Source organism: Amycolatopsis sp. NPDC051045, from assembly GCF_040682955.1.
Lineage (GTDB): Bacteria > Actinomycetota > Actinomycetes > Mycobacteriales > Pseudonocardiaceae > Amycolatopsis.
Map to the genome: position 1 here is coordinate 757,677 of NZ_JBFBCC010000001.1, position 24,764 is coordinate 782,440.

At 71.7% G+C, this 24,764-nt stretch carries 29 protein-coding genes; 6 read left to right on the top strand and 23 right to left on the bottom strand.

Annotation, left to right across the window (positions count from 1 at the left end; genetic code table 11):
* The first annotated feature begins 17 nt into the window (after positions 1–17).
* Complete coding sequence (locus AB0M80_RS03545) at positions 18–890, top strand: 1,4-dihydroxy-2-naphthoate polyprenyltransferase (protein ID WP_364558206.1); 873 nt, start codon at positions 18–20, stop codon at positions 888–890.
* On the opposite strand, the gene AB0M80_RS03550 is transcribed toward AB0M80_RS03545, so the two are convergent.
* Genes AB0M80_RS03550 through AB0M80_RS03560 form a run of 3 tightly spaced genes read right to left on the bottom strand, consistent with a single transcriptional unit; the run spans position 887 to position 2,738 of the window.
* Entirely contained in the window at positions 887–1,969 is a 1,083-nt protein-coding gene (locus tag AB0M80_RS03550; RefSeq protein WP_364558208.1) for a PLP-dependent cysteine synthase family protein, read from the bottom strand. The genes AB0M80_RS03545 and AB0M80_RS03550 overlap by 4 nt on opposite strands.
* Complete coding sequence (locus AB0M80_RS03555) at positions 1,966–2,253, bottom strand: DUF4229 domain-containing protein (protein ID WP_364558210.1); 288 nt, start codon at positions 2,251–2,253, stop codon at positions 1,966–1,968. The genes AB0M80_RS03550 and AB0M80_RS03555 overlap by 4 nt, the downstream gene beginning before the upstream one ends.
* An 11-nt stretch (positions 2,254–2,264) precedes the next feature.
* The gene (locus AB0M80_RS03560; protein ID WP_364558213.1) at positions 2,265–2,738 is read right to left on the bottom strand and encodes an Lrp/AsnC family transcriptional regulator; all 474 of its coding nucleotides are present in this window, start codon (positions 2,736–2,738) and stop codon (positions 2,265–2,267) included.
* 278 nt (positions 2,739–3,016) lie between these two features.
* Between AB0M80_RS03560 and AB0M80_RS03565 the strand changes: the two genes are divergently transcribed.
* Both AB0M80_RS03565 and AB0M80_RS03570 read left to right on the top strand, forming a co-directional pair.
* On the top strand, positions 3,017–3,229 hold the full coding sequence (locus AB0M80_RS03565; RefSeq protein ID WP_003081896.1) for a BldC family transcriptional regulator: 213 nt from the start codon (positions 3,017–3,019) through the stop codon (positions 3,227–3,229).
* Between the two features lie 160 nt (positions 3,230–3,389).
* Positions 3,390–3,575, top strand: coding sequence for a hypothetical protein (locus tag AB0M80_RS03570; protein ID WP_043783873.1), 186 nt, complete (start codon positions 3,390–3,392; stop codon positions 3,573–3,575).
* Between the two features lie 190 nt (positions 3,576–3,765).
* On the opposite strand, the gene AB0M80_RS03575 is transcribed toward AB0M80_RS03570, so the two are convergent.
* From AB0M80_RS03575 to hemL, 7 genes are all read right to left on the bottom strand, one after another.
* Complete coding sequence (locus tag AB0M80_RS03575; protein WP_364558216.1) at positions 3,766–5,100, bottom strand: AAA family ATPase; 1,335 nt, start codon at positions 5,098–5,100, stop codon at positions 3,766–3,768.
* 77 nt (positions 5,101–5,177) lie between these two features.
* Positions 5,178–6,146 carry a c-type cytochrome biogenesis protein CcsB gene (ccsB, locus tag AB0M80_RS03580; protein ID WP_364558219.1) on the bottom strand — a complete coding sequence of 323 codons (969 nt, stop codon included), beginning with the start codon at positions 6,144–6,146 and terminating at the stop codon, positions 5,178–5,180.
* Positions 6,147–6,149: 3 nt separating this feature from the next.
* Positions 6,150–7,745, bottom strand: a complete 1,596-nt coding sequence (locus AB0M80_RS03585; protein ID WP_364558222.1) for a cytochrome c biogenesis protein ResB — start codon at positions 7,743–7,745, stop codon at positions 6,150–6,152.
* 34 nt (positions 7,746–7,779) lie between these two features.
* Entirely contained in the window at positions 7,780–8,553 is a 774-nt protein-coding gene (locus AB0M80_RS03590) for a cytochrome c biogenesis CcdA family protein (RefSeq protein ID WP_364558224.1), read from the bottom strand.
* Positions 8,554–8,742: 189 nt separating this feature from the next.
* The gene (locus tag AB0M80_RS03595) at positions 8,743–9,303 is read right to left on the bottom strand and encodes a TlpA disulfide reductase family protein (RefSeq protein ID WP_364558227.1); all 561 of its coding nucleotides are present in this window, start codon (positions 9,301–9,303) and stop codon (positions 8,743–8,745) included.
* A complete protein-coding gene (locus AB0M80_RS03600; protein WP_364558230.1) occupies positions 9,300–9,926 on the bottom strand; it encodes a histidine phosphatase family protein in 627 nt (208 codons plus the stop codon). The genes AB0M80_RS03595 and AB0M80_RS03600 overlap by 4 nt, the downstream gene beginning before the upstream one ends.
* Positions 9,923–11,224, bottom strand: coding sequence for a glutamate-1-semialdehyde 2,1-aminomutase (hemL, locus tag AB0M80_RS03605; protein ID WP_364558233.1), 1,302 nt, complete (start codon positions 11,222–11,224; stop codon positions 9,923–9,925). Before hemL ends, AB0M80_RS03600 begins: the two co-directional genes overlap by 4 nt.
* 152 nt (positions 11,225–11,376) lie before the next feature.
* Here hemL and AB0M80_RS03610 point away from each other — a divergent pair, with 152 nt between their 5' ends.
* Positions 11,377–11,853 (top strand): TspO/MBR family protein, encoded by a 477-nt coding sequence (locus tag AB0M80_RS03610; protein ID WP_364558235.1) that lies wholly within the window; start codon positions 11,377–11,379, stop codon positions 11,851–11,853.
* Here the strand turns inward: AB0M80_RS03610 and AB0M80_RS03615 are convergent.
* The 9 genes from AB0M80_RS03615 to AB0M80_RS03655 form a co-directional block, all read right to left on the bottom strand.
* Positions 11,850–12,407 carry a hypothetical protein gene (locus tag AB0M80_RS03615; protein WP_364558238.1) on the bottom strand — a complete coding sequence of 186 codons (558 nt, stop codon included), beginning with the start codon at positions 12,405–12,407 and terminating at the stop codon, positions 11,850–11,852. The genes AB0M80_RS03610 and AB0M80_RS03615 overlap by 4 nt on opposite strands.
* 11 nt (positions 12,408–12,418) lie before the next feature.
* Positions 12,419–13,624 (bottom strand): ABC transporter permease, encoded by a 1,206-nt coding sequence (locus tag AB0M80_RS03620; RefSeq protein ID WP_364558241.1) that lies wholly within the window; start codon positions 13,622–13,624, stop codon positions 12,419–12,421.
* A complete protein-coding gene (locus AB0M80_RS03625; RefSeq protein ID WP_364558243.1) occupies positions 13,621–14,325 on the bottom strand; it encodes an ABC transporter ATP-binding protein in 705 nt (234 codons plus the stop codon). Before AB0M80_RS03625 ends, AB0M80_RS03620 begins: the two co-directional genes overlap by 4 nt.
* A complete protein-coding gene (locus tag AB0M80_RS03630; RefSeq protein WP_364558245.1) occupies positions 14,322–15,599 on the bottom strand; it encodes an HlyD family efflux transporter periplasmic adaptor subunit in 1,278 nt (425 codons plus the stop codon). The genes AB0M80_RS03625 and AB0M80_RS03630 overlap by 4 nt, the downstream gene beginning before the upstream one ends.
* Before the next feature lie 63 nt (positions 15,600–15,662).
* On the bottom strand, positions 15,663–16,001 hold the full coding sequence (locus AB0M80_RS03635; protein ID WP_364558248.1) for a hypothetical protein: 339 nt from the start codon (positions 15,999–16,001) through the stop codon (positions 15,663–15,665).
* A gap of 13 nt (positions 16,002–16,014) precedes the next feature.
* Positions 16,015–16,461, bottom strand: coding sequence for a hypothetical protein (locus AB0M80_RS03640; RefSeq protein WP_364558251.1), 447 nt, complete (start codon positions 16,459–16,461; stop codon positions 16,015–16,017).
* On the bottom strand, positions 16,458–17,000 hold the full coding sequence (locus AB0M80_RS03645; RefSeq protein ID WP_364558254.1) for a hypothetical protein: 543 nt from the start codon (positions 16,998–17,000) through the stop codon (positions 16,458–16,460). Before AB0M80_RS03645 ends, AB0M80_RS03640 begins: the two co-directional genes overlap by 4 nt.
* 17 nt (positions 17,001–17,017) lie before the next feature.
* Complete coding sequence (hemB, locus tag AB0M80_RS03650) at positions 17,018–17,989, bottom strand: porphobilinogen synthase (protein WP_364558256.1); 972 nt, start codon at positions 17,987–17,989, stop codon at positions 17,018–17,020.
* A gap of 9 nt (positions 17,990–17,998) precedes the next feature.
* Positions 17,999–18,280, bottom strand: a complete 282-nt coding sequence (locus AB0M80_RS03655) for a hypothetical protein (protein WP_364558259.1) — start codon at positions 18,278–18,280, stop codon at positions 17,999–18,001.
* Positions 18,281–18,331: 51 nt separating this feature from the next.
* On the opposite strand from AB0M80_RS03655, the gene AB0M80_RS03660 reads away from it, so the two are divergent.
* Positions 18,332–18,730 (top strand): hypothetical protein, encoded by a 399-nt coding sequence (locus tag AB0M80_RS03660; protein ID WP_364558260.1) that lies wholly within the window; start codon positions 18,332–18,334, stop codon positions 18,728–18,730.
* Between the two features lie 157 nt (positions 18,731–18,887).
* Complete coding sequence (locus tag AB0M80_RS03665) at positions 18,888–19,787, top strand: NAD(P)-dependent oxidoreductase (protein WP_364558263.1); 900 nt, start codon at positions 18,888–18,890, stop codon at positions 19,785–19,787.
* Between the two features lie 56 nt (positions 19,788–19,843).
* Here the strand turns inward: AB0M80_RS03665 and AB0M80_RS03670 are convergent, their stop codons facing one another.
* From AB0M80_RS03670 to AB0M80_RS03685, 4 genes are all read right to left on the bottom strand, one after another.
* Complete coding sequence (locus AB0M80_RS03670; protein ID WP_364558265.1) at positions 19,844–21,376, bottom strand: bifunctional uroporphyrinogen-III C-methyltransferase/uroporphyrinogen-III synthase; 1,533 nt, start codon at positions 21,374–21,376, stop codon at positions 19,844–19,846.
* Positions 21,377–21,456: 80 nt separating this feature from the next.
* Positions 21,457–22,404 (bottom strand): hydroxymethylbilane synthase, encoded by a 948-nt coding sequence (gene hemC, locus AB0M80_RS03675; RefSeq protein WP_364558268.1) that lies wholly within the window; start codon positions 22,402–22,404, stop codon positions 21,457–21,459.
* A gap of 2 nt (positions 22,405–22,406) precedes the next feature.
* Complete coding sequence (locus tag AB0M80_RS03680; protein ID WP_364558271.1) at positions 22,407–23,714, bottom strand: glutamyl-tRNA reductase; 1,308 nt, start codon at positions 23,712–23,714, stop codon at positions 22,407–22,409.
* Positions 23,711–24,631: a redox-sensing transcriptional repressor Rex gene (locus AB0M80_RS03685; RefSeq protein ID WP_364558273.1), complete on the bottom strand. Its 921-nt coding sequence runs from the start codon at positions 24,629–24,631 to the stop codon at positions 23,711–23,713. Before AB0M80_RS03685 ends, AB0M80_RS03680 begins: the two co-directional genes overlap by 4 nt.
* Between the last annotated feature and the right edge of the window lie 133 nt (positions 24,632–24,764).

The following is a 24,764-nucleotide window of genomic DNA, read 5'->3' on the forward strand; positions in this document are numbered from 1 at the left end:
TGGCGTTGAATGGCGCCATGGCGAGCTTGAGCGAGTGGATCGAAGGAGCCCGGCCGCGGACGCTGCCCAACGCGGTGGCGCCGGTGGTGGCGGGCGCCGGCGCGGCGATCGCGCTGGACGCGTTCTCGTGGTGGCGTTCGGCGCTGGCGCTGCTCGTTTCCCTCTCGCTGATCGTCGGCGTCAACTACGCCAACGACTACTCCGACGGCATCCGCGGCACGGACGAAAACCGCGTCGGCCCGCTCCGCCTGGTCGGCTCCGGCGTCGCCAAGCCGAAGGCCGTGCTGACCGCGGCGCTGGTCGCGCTGGGTCTGGCCGGGGTGCTGGGCCTGGTCCTGGTGGCGGTCAGCGGGCACTGGTGGCTGCTGGCGATGGGTGCGCTGTGCATCCTCGGCGCGTGGTTCTACACCGGCGGCAAGAAGCCCTACGGCTACTACGGCTTCGGCGAGATCGCCGTGTTCGTGTTCTTCGGCCTGGCCGGCGTGCTCGGCACGGTGTACGTCCAGGCGGGCCGCGTGAGCTGGGCGGCGCTGGCCTGCGCGGTGGCGGTCGGCTGCTTCTCGACGGCGGTCCTGACGGCCAACAACCTGCGTGACATCCCCACGGACGTCGAGGCCGGCAAGCGCACCCTGGCGACGCGGCTGGGCGACCAGGGCACCCGGCGGTTGTACCTGGTGCTGGTGGCGGTGCCGTATGTGCTCAGCGTGGTCCTGGCGGTCACCGGGTACGGGCTGACCGCGCTGGCCGTGTTGACCATCGGCCTGCTGCTCCCGGCGGTCCGCGCCGTCCACGGCGGGAAGACCGGACGCGAGCTGATTCCCGCTCTGCGCGACACCGGCCTGGCCATGCTGGTGTGGGCACTGGCCACCGCGATCTGCCTGAACGTCTAACTCTGCGGGACGAACTTCCCGGTCGTCAGGAACTCCTCGAACAACGCCGTGTGCGGCGCCAGGTCCAGGCCTTGCTTGGCGACCCACTCGTCGTTGTAGTAGGTGTGCGCGTACCGCTCGCCGCCGTCGCAGAGCAGGGTCACGACGCTGCCCGCCTGGCCGTCCTCGACCATCCGGGAGATGAGCCGGAACGCGCCGTAGAGGTTCGTGCCCGTCGAGCCGCCCGCCCAGTGCCCGGTCCGCGTGCGCAGCAGCCGGATCGCCGCCAGGGAGCCGGCGTCGGGGACCTGGAACATCTCGTCGATGACGCCGGGGACGAACGACGGCTCGCAGCGCGGTCGTCCGATGCCCTCGATCCGCGACGGCATGCCGGTGGCGTAGTCCAGGGCGCCGGTCTCCCAAGCGCCGTAGAACGACGAGTTCTCCGGGTCGACGACGCAGACCTTCGTCGTGTGCCGCTTGTAACGCACGTACCGGCCGAAGGTCGCGCTCGTGCCGCCCGTGCCCGCGCCGACGACGATCCACGCCGGCACCGGGTGCCGCTCCGAGCGCATCTGCGCGAACACCGACTCGGCGATGTTGTTGTTGCCGCGCCAGTCCGTCGCGCGCTCGGCGTAGGTGAACTGGTCGAGGTAGTGCCCGCCGCACTCGGCCGCGAGCCGCTCGGCCTCGGGGTACATCGCCGGCGCCTCGTCGACGTAGTGGCACTCGCCGCCGTAGAACTCGATGAGCGCGATCTTCTCCTTCGACGTGCGCCGCGGCACGACGGTGATGAAGCGCAGCCCGAGCATCCGGGCGAAGTAGGCCTCGGAGACCGCCGTCGACCCGCTGGAGGCCTCGACGAGCACGGTGTCCGGCCCGATCTGGCCGTTGACGAGCCCGTAGAGGAACAGCGACCGGGCCAGCCGGTGCTTGAGCGAGCCGGTCGGGTGGACCGACTCGTCCTTGAGGTACAGGTCGATGCCCCACTCCGGGGGCAGTGGGAAGACGTGCAGGTGCGTGTCGGCGCTGCGGTTGGCGTCGGCCTCGATGATCCGGACGGCCTCGCGGACCCAGCTGCGGCTGTGCGGGCGGCTCACTCGGGTTGCCCGGCAGTGTCGCCGCGCAGCTGCGCGCGCAGCTCGGCACGGGCGCGGGCCCGCTTCTCGTTGCGCTTGGCCAGCCCGGCCGTCACGCGGGCGTTGAGCGGGCGGAACAGCAGCAGGCCGAGCGGCAGCCCGACGACCAGGCCGATCACCAGTGCGACCAGCAGCGGCACCCCCGTCAGGGACAGCACCCACGCGATCACCCCGACCAGCACGAACCGCGCCAGCAGGTACAGCGTCAGGTCACGGGGCAGGTGGTCGGCCTTCACGTCGCTCACATCAACGCAGGCTACGCCCCGCCCGACCGGTCCTTCTGCAGGCCCGCGTTGTTCGGGCGGCCCTCGAAGCGCGTCGAGAGCACCACCGTGGTGTTCGTCCGCCCGACGCCGGGGATGCGGCGCAGCCGGCCGAGCGTGCGCTCCAGCTCGTCGACGGTCGGCACGCGCACCTTGACGACGAACGCCTCGTCGCCGGCCACCGCGTAGCAGCTCTCGACCTCGTCGAGTTCGGCGAGCGCGTCGGCGACGTCGTCCTCCGTGGCGGTGTCGGTCGGGTGGATGCTGACGAGGGCGGTGACCCCGAGCCCGACCGAGCTCGGATCGACGACCGCGTGGTAGCCGGTGATGACGCCGGCCGCTTCCAGCTTGCCCACGCGCTCGTGCACCGATGACGCGGAGAGCCCGACGGCCCGTCCGAGGTCGGCGTAGGTGGCCCGTCCGTTGATGCGCAACGCTGCGATGATCTTCCGGTCCAACTGATCCACGGGGATCACTCTATGCGGTTGGACAATCCCCCATTGGCACCACGTCTCGCCGCCGGTGACCGACCGCAGCGCCGTCGCCGCACGTCAGGTCACCGAGGGTAGTTGCGGACTGTAAACAAACTGTCCGTTTTGACCTTTAAGGGCTCTTTACTCGCGGACAACCGTTCGAGTACCCGACGGGTGAAGTGCAACGATTGCCTCGTTGGCTACCCCGGCGCGACGGGCAGAAGGGCCCGGACGCCTCCGGTATAGCAGTGAGTTCGTTAAGGAGGCGGAAAATGACCGCGACGATGGGCGGACGCCTGCTCACCCCAGGCGAGGTGGCAGCGCTGTTCCGGGTGGACCCGAAGACGGTGACACGATGGGCGACCGCGGGCCGGATCGGTTCGATCCGGACCCCGGGCGGGCACCGGCGGTTCCGGGAGTCCGAGGTGAACGAGCTCCTCGCCGAGCTCACCACCGACGCCAGCGAACCGGCGCGCAACGCCTGAACCATCCGGACACCGGGGCCGTGTCGGGTACGGGAACCATCCCGTCCCGCACGGCCCTCGTGTTTTGGTGCACCGGTGTATTCGTGGCGCGGCTTCAGGCCCACCACACGGCCGGAGCGGTTAACCTCGGGGGACAGGCAGCCATACGGAAGGATCCGGCATGCTCGCTCTGCTCGCAGCGGTCGGCGCGCTGGTCGTCGCCCTGCTCTTGTGGCGGTCGTTCGCCGGTCAGCGGATCGGGGTGCCATCGGCTCCACGCCGCGCCCCGCTCGCCCCGGACGACGACCCCGATTTCCTGCGCCAGCTGGCCGAACAGCAGCGCAAACGCCGGGACGAAGACCTTTAGGCCCGCCTTTACCTTCACCGAACCCGGAACTCGCGTGATCCGGGCCGTCATCCACGTGATGGGAGCCGGAACTCGCGAGTTCCGGCTGCAATCACGCGAGTTCCGGCTCTGATCACGCGAGTTCCGGCTCTGATCACGCGAGTTCCGGCTCTGATCACGCGAGTTCCGGCTCTGATCACGCGAGTTCGGCTTAGCGGTAGCCCTGCGAGAGCGGGGTGGCGAAGCCGTCGGCGACGGTGGCCGCCAGCTCCAGCAGGGCCAGGCGGGTGTCGCCGGACAGGCGGTCCAGCTCGATCTCCGCGCCTTCCTCCAGGTGCGGGTCGAACGGCACCTTGCAGACCGCCCGGACCTTCGCGCCGAAGTGGGCCGACAGCTTGTCGAGGTCGACCGAGCCGCCCTTGGGCCGGACCGAGTTGATCACCGCGACCGAGCGCTTGACCAGCTCGCCGTAGCCGTGCGCTTCGAGCCAGTCCAGCGTCGCCGAGGCGCTGCGGGCACCGTCGACCGAGCCGGACGACACCACGACCAGCGCGTCCGCGACGTCCAGGACGCCCTTCATCGCCGAGTGCATCAGGCCGGTCCCGCAGTCGGTGAGCACGATGTTGTAGAAGTGCTCCAGCAGGTTGACCGTGCGCCGGTAGTCGTCCTCGGAGAAGGCCTCGGACACGGCCGGGTCCTGCTCGCTGGCGAGGATTTCCAGCCGGCTCGAGCCCTGGGACGTGTAGGACCGGACGTCGCTGTAGCGCGTGATGCGGGCCGCGTCGCGCAGCAGGTGGCGGACCGTTGCGGTGGTTTCCAGCGGGATCTTCTGCGACAGCGTGCCGCGGTCCGGGTTGGCGTCGACGGCGACGACGCGGTCACCGCGCAGGGACGCGAACGTCGAGCCCAGCGTCGTCGTCACCGTGGTCTTGCCGACGCCGCCCTTGAGCGACAGCATCGCGATCTTGTAGCAGCCCCGCAGCGGCTGGTTGACGCGGGCGATGAGCTCGCGGCGGCGGGTGTCCGCCGGGCTCTCCCCCGGGTTGACCAGCTTCCCGGTGCCGACGTAGAGCGCCTTGCGCCAGCCGGACTGCGGCGGTCGCTTGACCTGCTTGACCAGGTGCGCGGTCGCCAGGTCGTGGCCGTGGCCCGGCTGCGGCGGCGCCGCGTGCCGGCCGCCCTGGGGCTGCGGCAGGCCGGACGGCTGCTGCTGCTGCGGGTACTGGGCGTGGGCCTGCTGGTACTGCTGCAGCGGGTCGCCGTACTGCGGCTGCAGCGGCGGGAGGTTCTGGTCGTACCCGTACTGCGGCGGCACCTGGTGCGGGCCCGACCCGGCGGGATTGGGCACCTGGTGCGGACCCGACACCGCCGGGTTGGGCGGCGGGGCCACCGCCTGCGTGGGCTGCACGTCGTACGCCCCCGACGCCTCGGGGTGCGGGTGCGAGTCCGTCCGATCGTCGGCGAACAGCCCCGGCTGCTGCTGGGCAGCGGCCGGCTCAGCCTGTTCGGGGTGGCCAGGAGCCGATTCTTCGCTGGGTCCGGTCACCGGTGAAAACCTCCGCGCGCTCCGCCTGACACATCAGTCCCCCGGTGTCGAAGGTAGTCGGCGGACGCGCGGGATGCTCAGCCCACCCCGGCGTAGGAGTGCAAGCCCGCGGTGACGAGGTTCACGAAGAACAGGTTGAACACGATCGCGGCGAACCCGACGATGTTGATGGCCGCGGCCCGGGCCCCGCGCCAGCCCGCGGTCGCCCGCGAGTGCAGGTAGGCCGCGTAGACGACCCAGGCGATGAACGCGACGGTCTCCTTGGGGTCCCAGCCCCAGAACCGGCCCCACGCCGACTCGGCCCAGACCGCGCCGCAGAGCACGCCGAAGGTGAACACCGGGAAGGCGAAGATGGTGGTCCGGTAGGCGATCCGGTCGAGGACGTCGGCCGCGGGCAGCTTCGGGGCGAACCGGGCGAACTTGGCGCTGTCCTTGTCGTGCGCCGCGCGGAACAGGTAAAGCACGCTCGCCACGCCCGGCACGAGGAAGACGCCGGAGCCGATGATGGCCGCCGAGACGTGGATGACCAGCCAGTACGACTGCAGCGCGGGCTGCACCGGCGCGGCGGTCGTGTACAGCAGCGTGCCGTTGACGAACATCAGGATCACGACGGGCAGCAGCAGGAAGCCGGTGAGGTGCCGGACCGGGAACTTCGACATGACGACCAGCCAGGTGACCACCGTGATGAAGGTGACCGCCATGCCGTACTCGTACATGTTGCCCCACGGCGCGCGGTGCACGGCGAGCCCGCGCAGCACGATCGCCGACAGCTGCAGCAGCGCACCGAGCACGAGCAGCGCCGCGCCCATCCGGCCGATCCGCTCGGGGCGGCCGACCTCGCGCTGCGCGGCCGGGACCTCCTCGACGGGCGGGCCGCCGGCGCCGACGAGCTCGCGCGCCCGCAGCTTGGCGCGCTCGGTGGCGAGCCGCCCCTTGGCGCCGAAGCCCTGCTCGATCAGGGTGAACATCAGCGCGACGACGTAGATCGCGGCGGCGGTGGTGTACAGCCAGTCGCTGTAGGTCGACAGCGTCTCGTTGATCGGCATGCCTCAGCCCTTCTGCCCACTGATCAGGCGTTCGCTGACCCGGTGGAACTCTTCGCCGTACCCGGCCTGGTCCGTGCGGGCCAGCCCGGCGACCTCGATCACGGTACCCGGGTCGTCCCCGGTCCCCGGCTTCACCCGCACCCACAGCCGGCGGCGCTTGACCAGCAGGGACGCGCCGAGGCCGAGGAACATCGCGATGGCGAAGCCGAGCACGAAGCCCTGCGTCGGGTCGTGGGAAACCTGGAGGGAGACCCACTGCCCGACGCCGTCGAAGCGGATCTTCGTGCCGTCGTCGAGCTTGATCTCCTGGCCCGCCTTCAGGTTCTCGCGGGCGACCTTCTTCAGCCTGCCGTCGTCGACGAGCGACTGGTCGACCTCGAACACCGACTGGCCGCGCCCGGCGTCGAGGCCGAGGTCGCCGCGCAGGACGTCGACGGCGACGGCGGGGTCGTTCGCCTCGGGTGCCGACGAGGTCAGGACGTTGCCGTGCAGGAACGCCGTCGGTGCGAACAAGCCGGTGATGGCCAGCTGGCGGGTCCGCCGCTGCACCTCGTCGGTGACGCCGGGCTGGTCGAACTTCGTCGCGCCTTCGGCGAGCATCGTGGTGGGGTCGACCGTGCGCCACTGGGTGTTCTGGGTGCGCTGCGAGCCGTCCGGGAAGGTGATCGTGAACTTCGGCGAGTAGCCGTGGCCCAGCAGGTAGACGCGGTCGCCGGCGGTGCGCAGCGGCGAGTTGACCTCGAGGCCGTACGGGCGCCAGGTGCCCGTCTCGAGGTCCCGGCCGGACTGGTACTCGATGTTCGAGTGGTAGTAGTCGGGCTGGCCGGACTCGGTGTAGCGCGCGGTGAAGTCGTTCACCTTCACGCAGAAGGGTTCGAGCTCGGTGCCGTCGACGCGCAGGCCCGCGTTGAAGGAGTCGTAGTTGTAGATGCCGGCGTTGCAGAAGCTGTCGCCGTCGGCTTGGACGATGACCTGGCCTTCGTAGCCGTAGAGCTTGCCGAGGGCGAAGAACACGATCAGGCCGAGCATGCTGAAGTGGAAGATCAGGTTGCCGGTCTCGCGGAGGAACCCGCGTTCGGCCGAGATCGTGCGGACGCCGCCCGCTTCCTCGCGCTCGACGCGGCGCCAGCCGGAGAGCTGCTTGTGGACGGCCGCGATCTCGGCGGCGGCGTCGGCCTGGCCGCGGCCGAGCCGGTAGTGCGGCATCCGGGCCAGGTTGCGCGGCGTCAGCACCGGCTTGGCGCGCATGGCCTTGACGTACTCGAAGCTGCGCGGGGTCAGGCAGCCCACGAGCGAGATCATCAGCAGCAGGTAGATCGCCGAGAACCAGATGCTGGAGTAGACGTCGTAGAACTCGAGCTTGTCGAGCAGGGTCCCCCACCAGCCGTGGGCGGCGATGTACTCGTCGACCTTGGGCGCGTTGAGCTTCCGCTGCGGCAGGAGCGCGCCGGGCAGGGCGGCCAGTGCCAGCAGGAACAGCAGGACGAGCGCGGTGCGCATCGACGTCAGGCCGCGCCAGGTGTTGCGCAGGAAAGCGAACGTGCGCCTGGCGGGCGTGGGCCCCTGCGGAGCCACCGGGGGCGCTTCGACTGTGCTCATGCCGCCTCCGCGGGAAGAAGTACGTCGGCGAGCGTCACAGCGGCAGCCTCAGGTCGACGGCGAGTTCGTTGCGGAGCCAGCCCATCAGATCTCCCCAGACGCCGGTCGCCAGCAGGATGCCGACGATCATCAGCAGCACGCCGCCGAAGATCTGCACCTGGCGGCCGTGCCGGCGCACCCAGTCGGTGGCGCGCACGGCCCAGCGGGCGCCGAGCGCGATGAGCAGGAACGGCAGCCCGAGGCCGAGGCAGTAGACGGCGATCAGCACGTACCCGCGGACCTCGGCGCCGCCGGTCGCGCTGGCCAGGGTGGTGACGGCCGACAGCGTCGGGCCGATGCAGGGCGTCCAGCCGAGGCCGAAGATCGCACCGAGCAGCGGGGCGCCCCAGACGCCGCCGCGCGGGACGTGGTGCGAGCGGACCTCGCGCTGCAGGCCGGGGATCCAGCCGAGGAACACCAGCGCCATGGCGATGGTGAGCACGCCGCCGATGCGCTGCAGGAGGTCCTGGTTGAGCGTGAGCGTGGCGGCCAGCCAGACGAGGGTGCCCATGGTCGCGACGAACACGACGGTGAACCCGAGCACGAACAGCAGCGCGGCGCCCACGACGGCCCACCGTCCCCGCTTGCGCTCCTCATCGGCGCTGACGGCGGGAGCATCCGCCCCGACCAGCGCGGCGAGGTACGCGAGGTACCCCGGCACGAGCGGCACCACGCACGGCGAGGCGAAGGAGAGCGTTCCGGCCAGCAGCGCGACACCCGCGGCGAGCAGCAGCGGTCCGGAGATCGCCAGCTCGGTCACGGAGTTCACGGGATTGAGGGTAGGCAGTGAGGTCCCGGTGAGAACGCCGGGGCCGGTTCACAGGACCTCGGTCACAGCAGTTCAGGACCTTGGTCCCGCTCGGGCCAGGCCCGGCCCGAGCGGGACGGTGCGCTCCTTGAGCAGCGCGGACGCCGTCGTGGCCCCGGTCGACGCCGGCAGGCTGGCAAAAGCCATCGATCAGGTCTCCGCCGTCAGCCGCTGGGCCACCGGGAGCAGGTCCTGGGCCAGCACCGGCCGCAGGAAGACCGCCGCCACGCGGTGCTGCTTGTCCAGCACGATCGTCGACGGGATGATGTTGCGCGGGTAGCCGCTCAGCTTGAGCAGCACCCGGCCGTCCGGGTCGTAGATCGACGGGTACGTCAGCTTCCGGTCGCGCACGAAGTCCTGCGCCACCTCCCGCGCCGGGTCGCGGACGTCGATGCCCACCACCTGGACGCCCTGCTTGGCCAGCGACTCCATCTCCGGCGCCTCCGTGCGGCACGGGCCGCACCACTGGCCCCACAGGTTCAGGACCACGACCTCGCCGGGGAAGTCCGCCAGCGAGAGCTGCTTGCCCTCGTTCATCAGGTCGTCGCCGGCCAGGACCGGGGCCGTCTGGCGCTGGGCGACGTCGTAGGTGATGTCGACCTTGCCGCCCGGCGAGACGAAGCTGAAGCTGCTCCCCTGCACCACCGCGTCCTTGCCCGCGCTGCACCCCGCGAGGGCCAGCACCGCGGCCACCGCCCAGAAGAGCCTCATGCCCCGGTCACCTTCGGGTCGGTGGTGCCCGCGGGCTCGCTGTAGACGATCTCGCGCAGCTCGTCGCCGTCGAAGACCAGGCTGGTCAGCGAGGCCAGCGAGCACTGGCGGCGCCGGGGGTCGTGCCAGAGGCGCTTGCCCTCGAGGAACCGCCGGAGCGTCCAGATCGGCAGCTGGTGCGACACGCACAGGGCTTCGTGCCCGTGGGCCGCCTCGCGCGCCCGGTGGACCGCGCCGAGCATCCGGTGCGCGATCTCGAGGTACGGCTCGCCCCACGACGGCTTGAACGGGTTGACCAGCTTCGGCCAGTGCTTCGGCTCCCGCAGCGCGCCGTCGCCGACCGCGACGTGCAGGCCCTCGAACTGGTTGCCCGCCTCGATCAGGCCCTCGTCGGTCGCGATGTCCAGCCGGTGCGCGGCGGCGATGGGGGCCGCCGTCTCCTGCGCCCGCTGCAGCGGCGACGCGACGACGTGCACGAGGTCGTGCCCCGCCACCGCTTCGGCGACCGTGAGCGCCTGGCGCTGCCCGCGCTCGGAGAGCCGGTAACCGGAGAGGCGGCCGTAGAGGATCTTCTCGGGATTGTGGACTTCGCCGTGACGCAGCATGTGGACGACGGTGGTCACTGGACGGCTCCACCCGCCGCGCGCGCCGCCGCGGGCAGAGCCGCTTCGATCACCGCGAACGCTTCGTCGTCCATGGCCGCGTTGACGAACCAGGCCTCGTACGCGCTCGGGGGTGCGTACACGCCTCCGTCGAGCAACGCGTGGAAGAACGGCGGGAACCGCCAGATCTCGGACGCCTGCGCGCCGGCGTAGTCCCGGACTGGCGTCTCCCCGAAGAACACGCTCACGAGGTTGCCCGCGTACTGGACGTTGTGCGCGACCCCCGCTTCACTCAAAGCGGCGTCGAAAAGGTGGCCGAGGCGCTTCGCGTTGGCGTCGAGAGCCGCGTACACGGCGTGGTCGGCCGCACGCAGCGTCGCCAGACCCGCGGCCACCGCGACGGGGTTCCCGGACAACGTCCCGGCCTGGTAGACCGGCCCACCCGGGGCGAGCTTGGCCATCACGTCGGCGCGGCCGCCGAAGGCCGCGGCCGGCAGCCCGCCGGACATCACCTTGCCGAACGTGTAGAGGTCGCCGGCCACGCCTTCGAGGCCGAACCAGCCCGCGTGCGAGACGCGGAAGCCGGTCATCACCTCGTCCATGATCAGCAGCGCGCCGTGCTCGTGGGCGATGTCCCGCAGGCCCGCGTTGAAGCCCTCGTCCGGCGCGACCGCGCCCATGTTGCCGGCCGCGGCCTCGGTGATCACCGCGGCGATCTGCCCCGGATTGTCCGCAAAGGACTGCCGGACGGCGTCGAGGTCGTTGTAGGGCAGCACCAGCGTGTCCGCCGCCTGGGCGCCGGTGACGCCCGGCGACGTCGGGAGCCCGAGCGTCGCGACACCGGAGCCGGCCTGCGCGAGCAGCGCGTCGACGTGACCGTGGTAACACCCGGCGAACTTCACGATCTTCGACCGGCCGGTGAACCCCCTGGCCAGCCGGATCGCGCTCATCGTGGCTTCGGTGCCGGAGTTGACCAGGCGGACCCGCTCGACCGGCTCGACCCGGCCGATGATCTCCTCGGCCAGCTCGACCTCGCCGATGGTCGGCGTGCCGAACGAGAGCCCGGACGTCGCCGCCGTGCGCGCCGCCTCGACGACCGCCGGGTGCGCGTGGCCCAGGATCATCGGGCCCCAGGACGACACCAGGTCGACGTAGCGGTGGCCGTCGGCGTCCCACAGGTGCGGGCCCTCGCCGCGGACCATGAACCGCGGGGTGCCGCCCACCGAGTTGAACGCCCGGACCGGCGAGTTCACCCCGCCCGGGATGGCCGCCTTCGCGCGTTCGAACCATGCCTTGGACTGCTCGGTTCCAGTGCTCACCTCTTCAGTGAACCTCATCCAGCCGTCGGCCGGCGCGAGAGGTCACCGCAGGCGGCCGGTCGCAATCCGTAGCGCCGGCCTGACCAGGATGAGGTTCAGTCTCCCAAACCGGCCTAGGATGGCGGGCAGCCGCCCGGGGAGGGGAACAGCCGGTGACCGAACGCGTCCCACACCGCAACCCGTGGCTGGTGCTGGCCGGCTTCCTCGGCGTCGTCGCCGTGGTGGCCGTGGTCGGCGGCTTGGCCGCGTCGTCGGCGAAGGACGTCTACGCGCGGCTCGAACTGCCGCCGTGGGCGCCGCCCTCGTCCTTGTTCGGTCCGGTGTGGACGGTGTTGTACGTCATGATCGCGCTCGCCGGGTGGTGCTACTGGCGCACGGACGGTGAGACCCGGGGCTTCGCCGCGTACGGCATCGGCCTGCTGGCCAACCTGCTCTGGACGCCGCTGTTCTTCGAGGGCGGCGCGGCGAAGGCGGCGCTGGTCGACATCGTCGTGCTGGACGTCGTCGTGATCGTGACGATCGTCCTGTTCACCCGCCGGTCGAAGCTCGCCGCCGCGCTCCTGGTGCCCTACCTCGGCTGGATCCTCTACGCGACGGCGCTCAACACCGCGATCATCGCGCTCAACTAGCGCGCCGCCTCCTGGGTGATGGCCTGCGCGGTCACCGTCCCGTCCGCGCCCGCCTGGCCCTGGACCACGACGGTCGAGCCCGGCTTGAGGTCGGAAAGCTTGCCCTGCTGGGTCACCCCGACCGTCGTCGAATCCGATGTGGACACCTTGACGTCGGCACCCTGCGCGGTCTTGACGTACACCGTGGTGCCGTCGACGCGGTCGACCGTGCCCGTGGTGCCGCGGCCACCGCGGAACCCACCCTGCCCGGTCGTGCCCTGGGTACCGCCTTGGGTACTGCCCTGGGCGCCCGCAGCCGGCCGGGTGGTCGTCGACGGGGACGAGGACCCGAACGCCGCGTGCGTCCAGGCACCGCCGCCGAACGCGATCGCGAGGACGACGAGCCCGGCGAGCACCAGCGTGGTGCGGGAGAACGGCTTCGCGGCCTGGCGCATCTCGGCGTTCAGGTCACCGTCGACCGCCGGGCTGGCGACGATCTGCTCCGCGGTCGGCTCGACGGCCGGGAGGACGGCTGTCGGCTCGTCGCCCGGCGGGGTCGTCGTGGAGGAGGACAATTCGGGACTCCTTATTCGTGACGCAGGGCGTCGATCGGCCGCAGCTTGGCGGCCCGGTTCGCCGGGAAGCTGCCGAAGAACAGCCCGATCAGGGCGGACACCGCGAAGGCGAGCAGGATCGACGACGGCACCACGACGGGTTCGATCCCGGAGATGGTGAACCGGCTGCCGATCAGCCCGATCGCGACGCCGAGCAGCCCGCCGAACAGGCTGAGCATGGTCGCTTCGGCGAGGAACTGGCCGAGGATGGCCGAGCGCGGGGCGCCGATGGCCTTGCGGATGCCGATCTCGCGGATCCGCTCGGTCACCGTGACGAGCATGATGTTGGTGACGCCGATGCCGCCGACCAGCAGGGAGATCGCCGCGACCGCCGCCAGCAGCACGGTGAACGTCTCGGTCGCCGACGTCCGGGTCGCGAGCAGCTGTTCGGAGTTCTGGATCTGGTAGTCCGGGGTGCCGCCGAGCCGGATGCCGTGCCGGGCGTTCAGGATGGCGGTGATCTCCGACTGGGCCAGCGAGACGGAATCCGCGCTGGTCGCCTGGACGGCGATCTGGCTGAGGCTGCCGTAGCCGGCGAGGGAGTTCTGGACCGCCGAAATCGGCGCGATGGCGACGTCGTCGGCGTTCTGCAGCCCGGTGCTGCCCTTGGCCTGCAGCACGCCGATCACGGTGAACTGGATGCTGTTCAGCAGGACGTTTTTGCCGACCGGGTCTGTGGCGGTGCCGAAGATCGACTCCGCCGTCGTCGGGCCGAGCACGACGACCTTCCGCGCGGCCGTGACGTCCTCGCCGGTGAACAGCTGCCCTTGGGCGAGTTCGCGGTTGGTCGTCGTGAAGTACGCCGGTTCGGTGCCGGCGACGCTGGAGATGTCGTACGACGTCTGCCCGTAGGTCGCGGTCGCCGTCGTGTTCACCACCGGCGACGCGGCCTTGACGTCCGGCGCGCCGCCGGGGTCGGCGAGCGCGTGCGCGTCCTGGACGGTCAGCGGCCGCGCTGTCGCGCCCTGTCCGCCGCCGCGCGCCGGGGAGACGTTGACGACGTTGGTGCCGAGGCCCTGGATGCTGGCCGCGATGGCCGCCGACGCGCCGTTGCCCACCGCGACCAGCAGGATCACCGCCGCCACCCCGATGGTGATGCCGAGCGTGGTGAGCGCCGAGCGCAACTTGTTCGCCGTGAGCCCGCGCACGGCGAAGCGCAGGATTTCGAGGACGTTCACCGGACCGCTCCCACCGCGCGCGTCGTTTCGTCGGCCACGATCAGCCCGTCGTCGACCCGGACCACGCGGTGCGCGTGCGCCGCGACCTCGTCTTCGTGCGTGATGACGACGATGGTGCGGCCGAGCCGGTTGAGCCGGTCGAACACGCCGAGGACGTCCTCGGTGCTGTGCCGGTCGAGGTTGCCGGTCGGCTCGTCGGCCAGCAGCATCGCCGGGCCGGTGACCAGGGCCCGCGCCACCGCGACGCGCTGGACCTGGCCGCCGGAGAGCTCGCTCGGGAGGTGCTTGGCCCGGTCGGACAGCCCCACCATCTCCAGCGCCGCGAGCGCGCGGCTGCGTCGCTCGGCCCGCCGCAGTCCGCTGTAGACGAGGGGCAGCTCCACATTGGACAGGGCCGACGTCCGGGGCACCAGGTTGAACGACTGGAAGATGAAGCCGATCTTCCGGTTGCGCAGCAGGGCCAGCTGGCGTTCGTTGAGCTTGCCGACGCCGAACCCGTCCAGCAGGTACTGGCCGGACGTCGGCACGTCGAGGCAGCCCAGCATGTTCAGCAGCGTCGACTTCCCCGAGCCGGACGCGCCCATGATCGCGACGTACTCGCCCGGCCACACAGTGAGGTCAACGCCGCGCAGGGCGTGCACCGCCGTCTCGCCGGCCCCGTAGGTCTTGCGCAGCCCGGAGACCGCGATCACCGGGTTCATCCGCGTCCGCCGAAGCCGCCACCCGCACCGGTGCCGGTGCCGGTGCCGCGCTGGCCGCCGCCCGGGAAGCCGCCGGTGCCGCCCAGCCCGCCGGTGCCGCCCGTGCGGCCGGTCCCGCCGGTGGCGCCGGTCGCGGTCGTCCCGGTGAGCACGACGTTCTCGCCCTCGGCCAGCCCGGAGATGATCTGGACCGTCGATTCGCCGCGCAGGCCGACCTGCACCTGCCGGGTGACGTTCCGGCCGTTCTCCTGCACGGTGACGACGTTGGTGCTGCCGACGGTCTGCACCGCCGCGGCCGGCACGCTCAGCGCGTTCTGCGCCTCGGCGACGGTGATCACCACGCTCGCCGACTGGCCGGGCCGCAGCCCGTCCGGCGGGCTGGTCAGGGCCAGCTGCGCGCCGTAGGACACGACGCTGCCGCTCGTGGTCGGGGTCAGGTTGACGCTCGACACGGTCGCCTGGACGGGCTTGTCCGGCAGCGCGTTGAGCGTCACCGTGGCCTTCTGGCCCGCTTTGACCTTGCTGACGTCGATCTCCGCGACCGACGTGTTCACGACCAGGCCGGTCATGTTCGTGATGGTGATGAACCCGGAGCTGCTGGTGCTGCTCGACGCGGCGGCGGAGTTCGACGACGAACCCTGGCCGCCTTGGCCGCTGCCCGTCGAAGACGAGGAGGCGGCCGACGAGCCGCTGGAGGACTGCTGCCCGACCGCGCCGCTGATCGCGGTGACCGTGCCGGCGCCGGGGGCGTACAGCGTCGTGTTGTCGAGCGCCTGCTGGGCGGTCTGGACATCGAGCTGGGCTTGGTCGAGCTTCGCCTGCGCCGAGGTGACGCTGGTGGCCGCGCCGCTCTGGCCGCTCTGGCCGTTCTGTCCGGTGGCGGGGGTGTCCTCGGCCGTCTCGGCGGTGTCGAGGCTGTCCTGCGCGACCGCGAGATTCGCCTTTGCGACTTGAAGCTGCTTCGCCGCCTGGGTGCTGTCGATGGTGGCGAGCTTCTGTCCCGCGCTGACGACGTCACCGACCTTCACGTCGATCGAGGTGACCTTGCCGGCCGTCGCGAAGTTCGCCGCGCCGGTGTAGCTGCTGGCGAGGGTCCCGGCGGCGGAAACGGTCTCGGTGACTGTCGCCAAGCGGACCGGGGTACTGCGCGTCTGCGCCTGCGCCGAGCTCGGTTCGGGGCTGAACGCCTGGTATATCCCGAATCCCGCCCCGGCCAGCAGTACGACCAGAGCTCCGTTGATCACCCATGCCTTCGAGGCACGCACGCGCGTCATGCCGGCAACCCTGGTGCCGGTGCTTAGCAATTGACTGTTGGTTGCCTGTGCGTGAGCTGTGTATCAGCCCTTGGCTCGAGGCCTCCGCGCCCGGATCGCGAGCGACAGCTGACGGACCGCGTCGACCAGGAGGAGCGCGGCCACCGTGCCGAGCCCGATGGCGGCCGCGATCAACCCGCCGAAGGAGCGGTGCGACTCGAGCACCGCACCGTCTTCGGTCCGCGTGACGACGGTGGCGACGCTGCTGTGCCAGCACGCGTAGGCCGCCCAGCCGGCGAGGACCGCGAGCACGACCTCCACGACGGCGACCAGCGTCCGCCACGGTTTGTGCAGCCGCGCGCGCGGGCCGGGTTCTTCCGGCGGCCAGAGCTCGGCCCCGGTGGGCTGCGGAAGGTCGATCACAGCGGCGATTTTCTCATGCTTCACGCGGCGTCGCCCGGACGAGCCGGTCCAACGCCTCCTGGAGCGCCTCGACGTCCTTCGCCCAGGCGAGCACGACCGTGCCGTCGGCGAGCTTCACCGGCAGCGAGTCGTACTTGCGCGGCACCGACCAGCCACCGCCGAGCACCCGCGTGCCGACCGGCGTGCCGACGTCGGCGACCTCGGCGATCTGCCCGGCCGGCACCTTCTCCCGGCCCTGCCGCAGCTGCTCGGTGGTGACTTCCAGCGAGAGGAACCGCCGGCGCGCGTACACCCACGGCACGGTGAGGACGCACAACCCGAACCCGACCATCAGCCAGCCCACGACGTGCACCGGGCCGCCGGTGACGAGCTCGGCGAGCGCGCCCACCAGCGCGAACACCGGCCCCCACCCGATGGCGGCCCAGCTCACGCCGGATTCGGCGTAGAGCCGTTCGCTCACGGCTTCGGGCCGGCCTTGGGGAAGTAGCCGCTCACCGACGGCAGGTACATCGGCACCAGCGCGACGACGAACAGCAGCACCGCGATCAGCGACGGCAGGCTGCTGAAGAGAGCGAACTGGAACAGCACACACGCGATGGCGAGCCCGGTGAGCACGGTGCGGGCCGAGCGGGTGCCTTCGCGGGCCTTGTAGGCGAAGAGCGCGATCAGCAGGGCGAACACCACCGCGCCGACGAGGAGCAGCCAGAGGAGGGTGGTCGTACCGCCGGCCACCGCGGCCGGGTCGACCTGGCGGCCGGCCTCCCGGTTCTGCGTGATCAGCTGGTCGATCAGCTGCTGCTTGAGGTCGAGGGCGAGCACCTGGCCGCCGATCAGCACCACCCCGCCCACGAGCCACAGCCAGAAGGACACCTGCACCAACCTCGGCGGCGCGACCTTCGGCGCGCTCTCGCCCGGCAGCAGCGGGTCGGGCGAGAGGCCGCGTTTGCGCCGTTCGTCGTCGGTGAGACCGCTCAGGTCCTCGGTGTCTTTGTCGGCCACGCGTGGACTCTAGCCGGTCAGTCCAGCCAGGTAGCGGCTTCGGTGGCCCAGTAGGTGAGGATCAGGTCGGCACCCGCGCGGCGGATCGACGTGAGCACCTCGAGGACCGTCCGCTCGCGGTCGAGCCAGCCGTTCGCGGCGGCGGCCTCGACCATCGCGTACTCGCCCGAGATGTTGTACGCCGCCACCGGGACCGGGGAGATGTCCGCGGCCGCCTTGACGACGTCCAGGTACGACAGCGCGGGCTTGACCATGATCATGTCCGCGCCCTCGGCGAGGTCCAGCTCGATCTCGCGCAGCGCCTCGCGGGCGTTGCCCGGGTCCTGCTGGTAGGTCTTGCGGTCGCCCTTGAGCTGCGAATCGACGGCCTCGCGGAAGGGGCCGTAGAACGCGCTGGCGTACTTCGCGGCGTACGCGAGGATCGCCGCGTCCTTGTGCCCGACCTCGTCGAGCGCCCGGCGGATGACGCCGATCTGGCCGTCCATCATCCCGGACGGCCCGAGCACGTGCGCCCCGGCTTCGACCTGCGCGATGGCCATCTGGGCGTAGACCCGCAGGGTGGCGTCGTTGTCGACCGCGCCGTCGGCGTCCAGGACGCCGCAGTGGCCGTGGTCGGTGAACTCGTCGAGGCAGGTGTCGGCCATCAGCACGGTGGCGTCCCCCAGCTCCTGCCGCAGATCACGCAGGGCGACGTTGAGGATGCCGTTTTCGTCGACGGCTCCGGAGCCCTCGGCGTCGCGCGTGGTGGGGATGCCGAACAGCATCAGCCCGCCGACCCCGGCGTTGACCGCGTCGACGGCGGCCTTCCGCAGGGTGTCCCGGGTGTGCTGGACGACGCCCGGCATGCTCGAAATCGGCCGGGGCTGGTCGAGCCCTTCGCCGACGAACATCGGGAGGATCAGCTGGCGTGGCCGCAGCGTCGTTTCGCCCACCAGCCTGCGCATGGCCGGGGTGGTGCGAAGCCTGCGGGGACGATGCTCGGGGAACACCCCTCCAAGCTACTCCCGCCGCTTTTGCCGGAGTTCCGCAAGGGTGCTCAGGGCCTTGACGGCGCTCTCGCGCGAGCGCTTCGGTACGAGGGTGACCGAGTACGTCGAACGCCTTCCCGTGCCCGCGCTGGCCGAGGTCGTGCGGACGGTCTGGGTCCAGCGCACCGGTGACGTGCCCACGGGCAGCGGCACCTGCCCACGGGCGGGGTCGAGCTCCACTTCCCGGTCGGCGGCCGTCCCCGGCTGCTCGGCCCGCTGACCACGGCCCGGCTCGAAGTCGTCCCGGCGCACACCACCCTCGTCGGGCTGCGCTTCCGGCCGGGCGCTGCACCGCCGCTGCCGGTGGCCCTCGACGCCCTGGTCGACCAGCACCTGGACCTGGCGGACCTGTGGGGCGGCCGGGCCACCGGGCTCGCCGACGCCGTGGCGCGGGCCGGATCGCCGGAGCGGGCGCTCGCCGTCCTGCAGGCCCAGCTGCCGCGGAGTGCGGTGGACCCGCTGGTGAGGGCGGCCGTGCGGCTGCTCATGCCGTGGCGCCCGGTCGACATCGACTACCTCGCCGCGCACCTCGCGCTGTCCCCGAGGCAGCTGCGCCGCCGCTGCCTGCAAGCGGTCGGCGTCGCACGAAGGCCCTCCAGCGGAAGCTGCGGTTCCAGGGCTTCCTCGCGCTGGCCCAGGCGGGCGCCGCGGGCCCGGCCGGCCTCGCCGCCGACACCGGGTACGCCGATCAGGCCCACCTGAGCCGGGAGTGCCTCCGCCTGACCGGGCTCACCCCGCGCGCGCTCCTCGGCGGCAGCGTCGAGGAGTGCGCGTGCGGCCACGACCACTCCGCGTCCTACCGGCCGTTCCTGCGCGATTCGTTCAAGAACCGGCCGCCCGGCGCCCCTAGCCTGGCGCGATGATCCTCGTCACCGGCGGCCTCGGCATGATCGGCGCCCACACCGCCCGCGCCCTGCTCGACCTCGGCCACGACGTGGTCGTCACAGCGCACCGCCGCGGCGAAGTCCCCGCGTTCCTGGCCGGCCGGGTCACCGTGGAGGCGCTGGACGTCACCGACCGGGCCGCGTTCCTCGCGCTCGGCGAGCGCCACGCCATCACCGACATCGTCCACCTGGCCGGCAGCATCCCCGGCGAGAACCCGGTGGACTTCTTCCGCACGGACACGGCCGGCCTGCTCAACGCCCTCGACGCGGCCCGGGCCTGGGGTGTCCGCCGGTTCGCCGTCGCGAGCAGTCTCGGCGTCTACTTCGGCCGGCCCGAGATCCCCTGGACCGAAGGCCTCTCGCTTCCGACGGCCGCCCTGCCGCACCTGATCATCGCGTTCAAGAAGGCGGTCGAGCCGCTCACCACACACAGCCTCGCGGGCAGCGGCGTCCAGCCGGTGGTGCTGCGGATCGGAACGATCTGGGGCCCACTGGTCGACCCCGAGTCCCCGTTCTGCCCCATTCCGCCGTTGGTCAACGCGGCCCTGCGCGGCTCGGAACCCCCGACACTGCACGCCGAAGACGGCGGCGACGTCTGCTACGCGCCCGACGCGGGCCGCGCGATCGCCCTCCTGACGACGGCGGAGACGCTGCGGCACGACACCTACAACGTGTCGAGCGGTCGCCGCTTCACGTACGGCGAGTTCGCGGAGGTCCTGAAGCTGGACCTTGCGCCGGGACGCGCGAACGGCCCGGGCGAGGACCCGTACCTGGACATCTCCCGCCTCACCGAGGACACCGGCTTCAAGCCCCAGTTCGACGTCGCCGCCTCCGTGGCCGACTACGTCGCCTGGCGCGCCGAGCACCCCCGCTGAAAAGCCGTGAATGCCACCTTGAGGGACTCAAGGTGGCATTCACGGCTTTGGGAACCTCAGGAGCGGCGGGCCCGCTTCGCCTTCCGCGGCGGCGGCAGCGCACCCTCGGCGCGCAGCCGGGCGGCGTGCTCGGCGAGGGCGTCCACCAGGTGCGGGACGTCCGCCTTTTCCGGCTGGACGTCGACCCGGAGCCCGAACTCCACCGCGGTCTCGGCGGTCTTCGGGCCGATGCACGCGACCAGCGTGCGGGTGTGCGGCTTGCCGGCGATGCCGACCAGGTTCCGCACGGTCGAGGACGAGGTGAAGCAGACCGCGTCGAACCCGCCGGTCTTGATCATCTCGCGGGTCTCGGCGGGCGGCGGCGCGGCCCGGACGGTCCGGTAGGCCGTCACGTCGTCGATCTCCCAGCCGCGCTCGCGCAGGCCGGCCGACAGCGTCTCGGTCGCGATGTCGGCCCGCGGCAGCAGCACGCGGTCGACCGGGTCGAGGACGTCGTCGTACGGCGGGAATTCGGCCAGCAGACCCTCGGACGACTGCTCGCCGGACGGGATCAGCTCCGGGATGATGCCGAACGAGCGCACCTTCGCCGCGGTCGATTCGCCGACGCAGGCGATCTTCACGCCGGAGAACGCGCGGGCGTCCAGGCCGAACTCCTCGAACTTCTCCCACACCGCGCGCACCGCGTTGGTGGAGGTGAAGACGATCCACTGGTAGCGGCCGTCGACCAGGCCCTTGACCGAGCGCTCCATCTGAGCCGGGCTGCGGGGCGGCTCGACCGAGATGGTCGGCACCTCGTGCGACGTCGCGCCGTGGCCGCGCAGGCGCTCGGCCATCTCGCCGGCCTGCTCCTTGGTGCGCGGCACCAGGACCTTCCAGCCGTACAGCGCCCGCGACTCCCACCACGACAGCTTCGAGCGGTGCCCGGCGGCCTGGCCGATCGTGACGATCAGCGGCCCGACGAGCTCGCCGGCGTCGTTGGCCAGCTTCTCGAGCGTGGTGTCGAGGGTGCGCTGGGTGTTGATGGTGCCGTTCGCGGTGACCGCGACCGGGGTGGCCGCCGGCACGCCGTTGCCGGTGAGCGCCGAGGCGGCCTCGGCCAGGTGCGCCGACGACGCGTGCAGCACCAGCGGGCCGGGCGCGGCGGCCAGGGCCGCCCAGTCGACGTCGCCGCGGACGTCGACCTCGGTGTGCGTGCCGCCCAGCGCGACGCCCGCGTACGCCGGGACGGCCGCGGCCGGGGAAACCCCCGGGATGACGTCGAACACGGCGCTCGTGCGGGCGACCGCCTGGACCTCGGCCACCACGGCCGGGGTGGTCAGCGGGTCGCCCGCGACCAGGCGCAGCACCAGCCGGCCGGCCTTGGCCTCGGTGGTCAGGTCCTTGGCGACCTCGGCGGCCTCGCCGACGGCGGGCCGGACCTCGGCGCCCTCGGCGGCCATGGCCAGCACGGCCTGCGGCACGTCGGGGTCGGTCACCACGACCTCGGCCTTGGCGAGCAGTTCCTGGGCGCGGACGGTGAGCAGGCCGGCGTCGCCGGGCCCGGAGCCCACGAAGGCTACGCGCCCGGTGGTCTTTCGCGCGGGGGTCATCTGTGCGTTTCTCCTCTTGCGGCGGCCGTGCGGGATCGCCCGGCCACAGGTCTCCTACGTTCGGATGTGTGACGCCCAGGTCACTCGGCGGGATCGGCGAGTGCTCCGGCCCCTAGGTCCAGCAGCTCGGCGGCCAGGTCCTTGCCCAGCTGGGCGGCCTGGTCCTTTTCGGCCAGTGCGGAGGCCCGGACCATGTCCACCGCACCGTTCTCGCCCTCGGCCGCGGCGGTGCCGCGCAGCGAGATCCGTTCCACGACCTTGCCGTCGGCGTCGAGATCTTCGACGATCTCGGCGAGCGCGCCCACCGGCGCGCTGCACCCCGCCTCGAGCGCGGCCAGCAGCGCACGCTCGGCCGTCACCGCGGCCCGCGTGCCCTTGTCGTCCAATGTGGAAGCGAGCAGCCGCTCGAGATCCACGTCGGCGGTCCGGCACTCCACCGCCAGCGCGCCTTGTGCGGGCGCGGGCAGCATCTGGATCGGGTCGAGGGTCTCGGTGATCGCCTCGGCCAGTCCGACCCTGGCCAGTCCGGCACGCGCGAGCACCACGGCATCGAGCTCGCCGTCGGTCACCTTGCGCATGCGGGTGTCGATATTGCCGCGAATCGGCACGATTTCCAAACCGAGACCCAGCGCGCGCAGCTGCGCGGTGCGCCGCGGGGAGCCCGTGCCGACGCTCGAGCCGGGCGGCAGCTCGCCGAGCGTCAGCCCGTCACGCGCGACCAGCGCGTCCCGCGGGTCCTCGCGCGGCGGCACGGCGGCCAGCGTGATGCCCGGTTCGGGTGCGGTCGGCAGGTCCTTGTAGGAGTGGACGATGACGTCGACCTCGTTGCGCAGCAAGGCTTCCCGCAGCGCCGACGTGAAGACGCCGACCCCGATCGTGGGAATCGGGGCGGAGGACTGGTCACCGGGCGTGGTCACCTTGACGATCTCGACCTCGGCGCCGGTGGCGCGCAGGGCGTCGGCGACGGTCCCGGTCTGGGCGAGCGCGAGCTTCGAACCGCGCGTGCCCATGCGAATGACTCTGGTCACTACTACTTCTTCTCTGAGGGGGGCTTCGGGCTCGTCACCGCGGCGGGCGCCTGCGGGTCGAGGCAGAACAGTTCGCGCAACGCGTTCGCGTAATCGGTCTCGGCCGTCTCGGCGGCCAGCTGCTTGACCCGCACCGTCGGCGCGTGCAGCAGCTTGTCGACCACCCGGCGGACCGTCCGGCCGACCTCCTCGCGGACCCCGGCGTCGAGCTCGGGCAGGCGGTTGTCCAGCCGGAGCAGCTCGGCGTCGACGACCTCGGCCGCGCGGCGGCGCAGCGCGGTCACGGTCGGCGTCACCTCGGCGCTGCGCTGCCCGGCGAGGTAGTCGCGCACCTCGTCGAGGACGATCCCGGTCGCCTTGGCCGTCTGGCGCTCGGTGGTCGGCGTTCCCGCTTCGCGCATCCGCCGCTGGATGGTGGCCAGGTCGACCACCCGCACGTCCGCCAGCTCGCCGACCGCCGGGTCGACGTCGCGGGGCAGGCCGAGGTCGCAGACGACGAGGTTCCGGCCGCCGCGCGGCAGCACCTGCTCCGGCCCGAAGACGGCGTCCTGCGCGCCGGTGCAGCAGATCACGATGTCGGCTTCGCGGACCGCGTCGGTGACCGCGGACAGCGGGATCGCGCGGGCCGGTACGCCCTGCTCGGTGACGTTCGCGGCGAGGCGGCGGGCGCGGGCGTCGGTGCGGTTGGCCACGGTGATCTCGCCGATCCCGGCCTTCCGCAGCTGCGACGCGCTCAGCGCGCCCATCGAACCGGCTCCGACGATGACGGCGTGCTTGCCGGTGACGTCCCCGGCCGCGGCGAGCGCTTCGGAGACGACCGACGCGCCGAGGGCGTCGAGGCCGGTCTCGGTGTGCACGCGCTTGCCGACGCGCAGCGTGGTCTGGATCAGCTCGTGCAGCGTGCGGCCGACCGTGCCGGCTTCGCGCGCGGTGGCGTAGGCGGACCGGATCTGGCCGAGGATCTGCGTCTCGCCGACGACCATCGAGTCGAGGCCCGAGGTGACCGAGAACAGGTGCTCGACGGCGGCCCCGGCGTAGTGCACGTACAGGCTGTCGTAGAGCTCGGCCGGAGCCATCCCGGCCTGGCGGGCCAGCACCTCGGAGACGTCGTTGAGGCCGCCGTGGAAGGTCTCGACGACTGCGTAGACCTCGATCCGGTTGCAGGTCGAGACGAGCATGACCTCACTGACGTGCTCGGCCTGCTGCAGCTCGTCCAGCACCTTGCCGATCTCGGGCGCCGGAACCGCGACGCGCTCGAGCGTGCTCAGCTCCGCACTCCGGTGCGAAAGGCCGACCGCCAAAACGCTCATGAGCGCACCACCATTTCCCGTCCGCCGTCCGGACCCGTGCCGTTCCGCCTGCCGGTCCCGTTGCCGGACGGGAGCACCGCACCGGGTAATCCGGAATTGCCCTGATTACCGGCGGCTGTGGCTTCACTGTCCGCCCGGCGGGCCACATGGAACGAGAGTATCTGCAGCTCCACGGCCAAATCCACTTTCCGGACCTCAATGTGAGGCGGAACCTGCAGCACGACGGGAGCGAAGTTGAGGATGCACTGGACACCGCCCGCGACCAGCCGGTCACACACCGATTGCGCCGCGGTGGGCGGGGTGGCGATCACGCCGATGGAGATGCCGCGTTCGGCGCAGATCCGGGGGATGTCGTCCATGTGCGACACCGGGAGGCCGCCGACCGGCACGCCGATCAGGTCGGGGTCCAGGTCGAACAGCGCTTCGACCGGGAAGCCGCGCCCCGGGAAGCCGCCGTAGTTGGCCAGCGCGTGCCCCAGGTTGCCGATCCCGACCACGGCGACCTTGTGCTGGCGGGTCAAGCCGAGGATGCGCTCGATCTGGCTGACCAGGACGGCGACCTCGTAGCCGACGCCGCGGGTGCCGTAGGAGCCCAGGTAGGAGAGGTCTTTGCGCAGTTTCGCGGAATTGACGCCCGCCGCCTGCGACAGCTCTTCGCTCGAAACGGTCGTCGCACCCTGTTCGGACATTCCGGACAGGACGCGGAGGTAGACCGCGAGCCGGGCGACCGCGGCCTCGGGAATCGACTTCGCCCGGACGGCCTCGGGGGCGTCCCCGTTGCGGACCGGCTCCCCGGCGGGTACCGCGGGCATTTCGGCGGTCGGCGCGTTGTCGGCGTCCGGGACCTGACGGCGGGGCCGTCGTGGCGCCCGGCCCGGGGAGTCCGCCGCGTCGCGCCTCCCCCGCTCTGTCACCACGCCGTTGTCTCCTGCTCGCTGTGCGCGTCTGGCGGCCATCGCCGCGACTGTCGGAACTGTGCCTTGACCCCAGGACCCGGAGTCCGGTTCGATACCGGCCGTCCGGGCGATGGCCCTACGGTAGACCACTTGT

Coding starts and splice junctions, on each gene's coding strand:
- AB0M80_RS03680 (WP_364558271.1), bottom strand. CDS start 23,714: ATGAGCGTTTTGGCGGTCGGCCTTTCGCACCGGAGTGCGGAGCTGAGC.
- AB0M80_RS03630 (WP_364558245.1), bottom strand. CDS start 15,599: ATGACGCGCGTGCGTGCCTCGAAGGCATGGGTGATCAACGGAGCTCTG.
- AB0M80_RS03570 (WP_043783873.1), top strand. CDS start 3,390: ATGCTCGCTCTGCTCGCAGCGGTCGGCGCGCTGGTCGTCGCCCTGCTC.
- AB0M80_RS03565 (WP_003081896.1), top strand. CDS start 3,017: ATGACCGCGACGATGGGCGGACGCCTGCTCACCCCAGGCGAGGTGGCA.
- AB0M80_RS03585 (WP_364558222.1), bottom strand. CDS start 7,745: ATGAGCACAGTCGAAGCGCCCCCGGTGGCTCCGCAGGGGCCCACGCCC.
- AB0M80_RS03545 (WP_364558206.1), top strand. CDS start 18: ATGGCGAGCTTGAGCGAGTGGATCGAAGGAGCCCGGCCGCGGACGCTG.
- AB0M80_RS03595 (WP_364558227.1), bottom strand. CDS start 9,303: ATGAGGCTCTTCTGGGCGGTGGCCGCGGTGCTGGCCCTCGCGGGGTGC.
- ccsB (WP_364558219.1), bottom strand. CDS start 6,146: ATGCCGATCAACGAGACGCTGTCGACCTACAGCGACTGGCTGTACACC.
- AB0M80_RS03625 (WP_364558243.1), bottom strand. CDS start 14,325: ATGAACCCGGTGATCGCGGTCTCCGGGCTGCGCAAGACCTACGGGGCC.
- AB0M80_RS03670 (WP_364558265.1), bottom strand. CDS start 21,376: ATGACCCCCGCGCGAAAGACCACCGGGCGCGTAGCCTTCGTGGGCTCC.
- AB0M80_RS03665 (WP_364558263.1), top strand. CDS start 18,888: ATGATCCTCGTCACCGGCGGCCTCGGCATGATCGGCGCCCACACCGCC.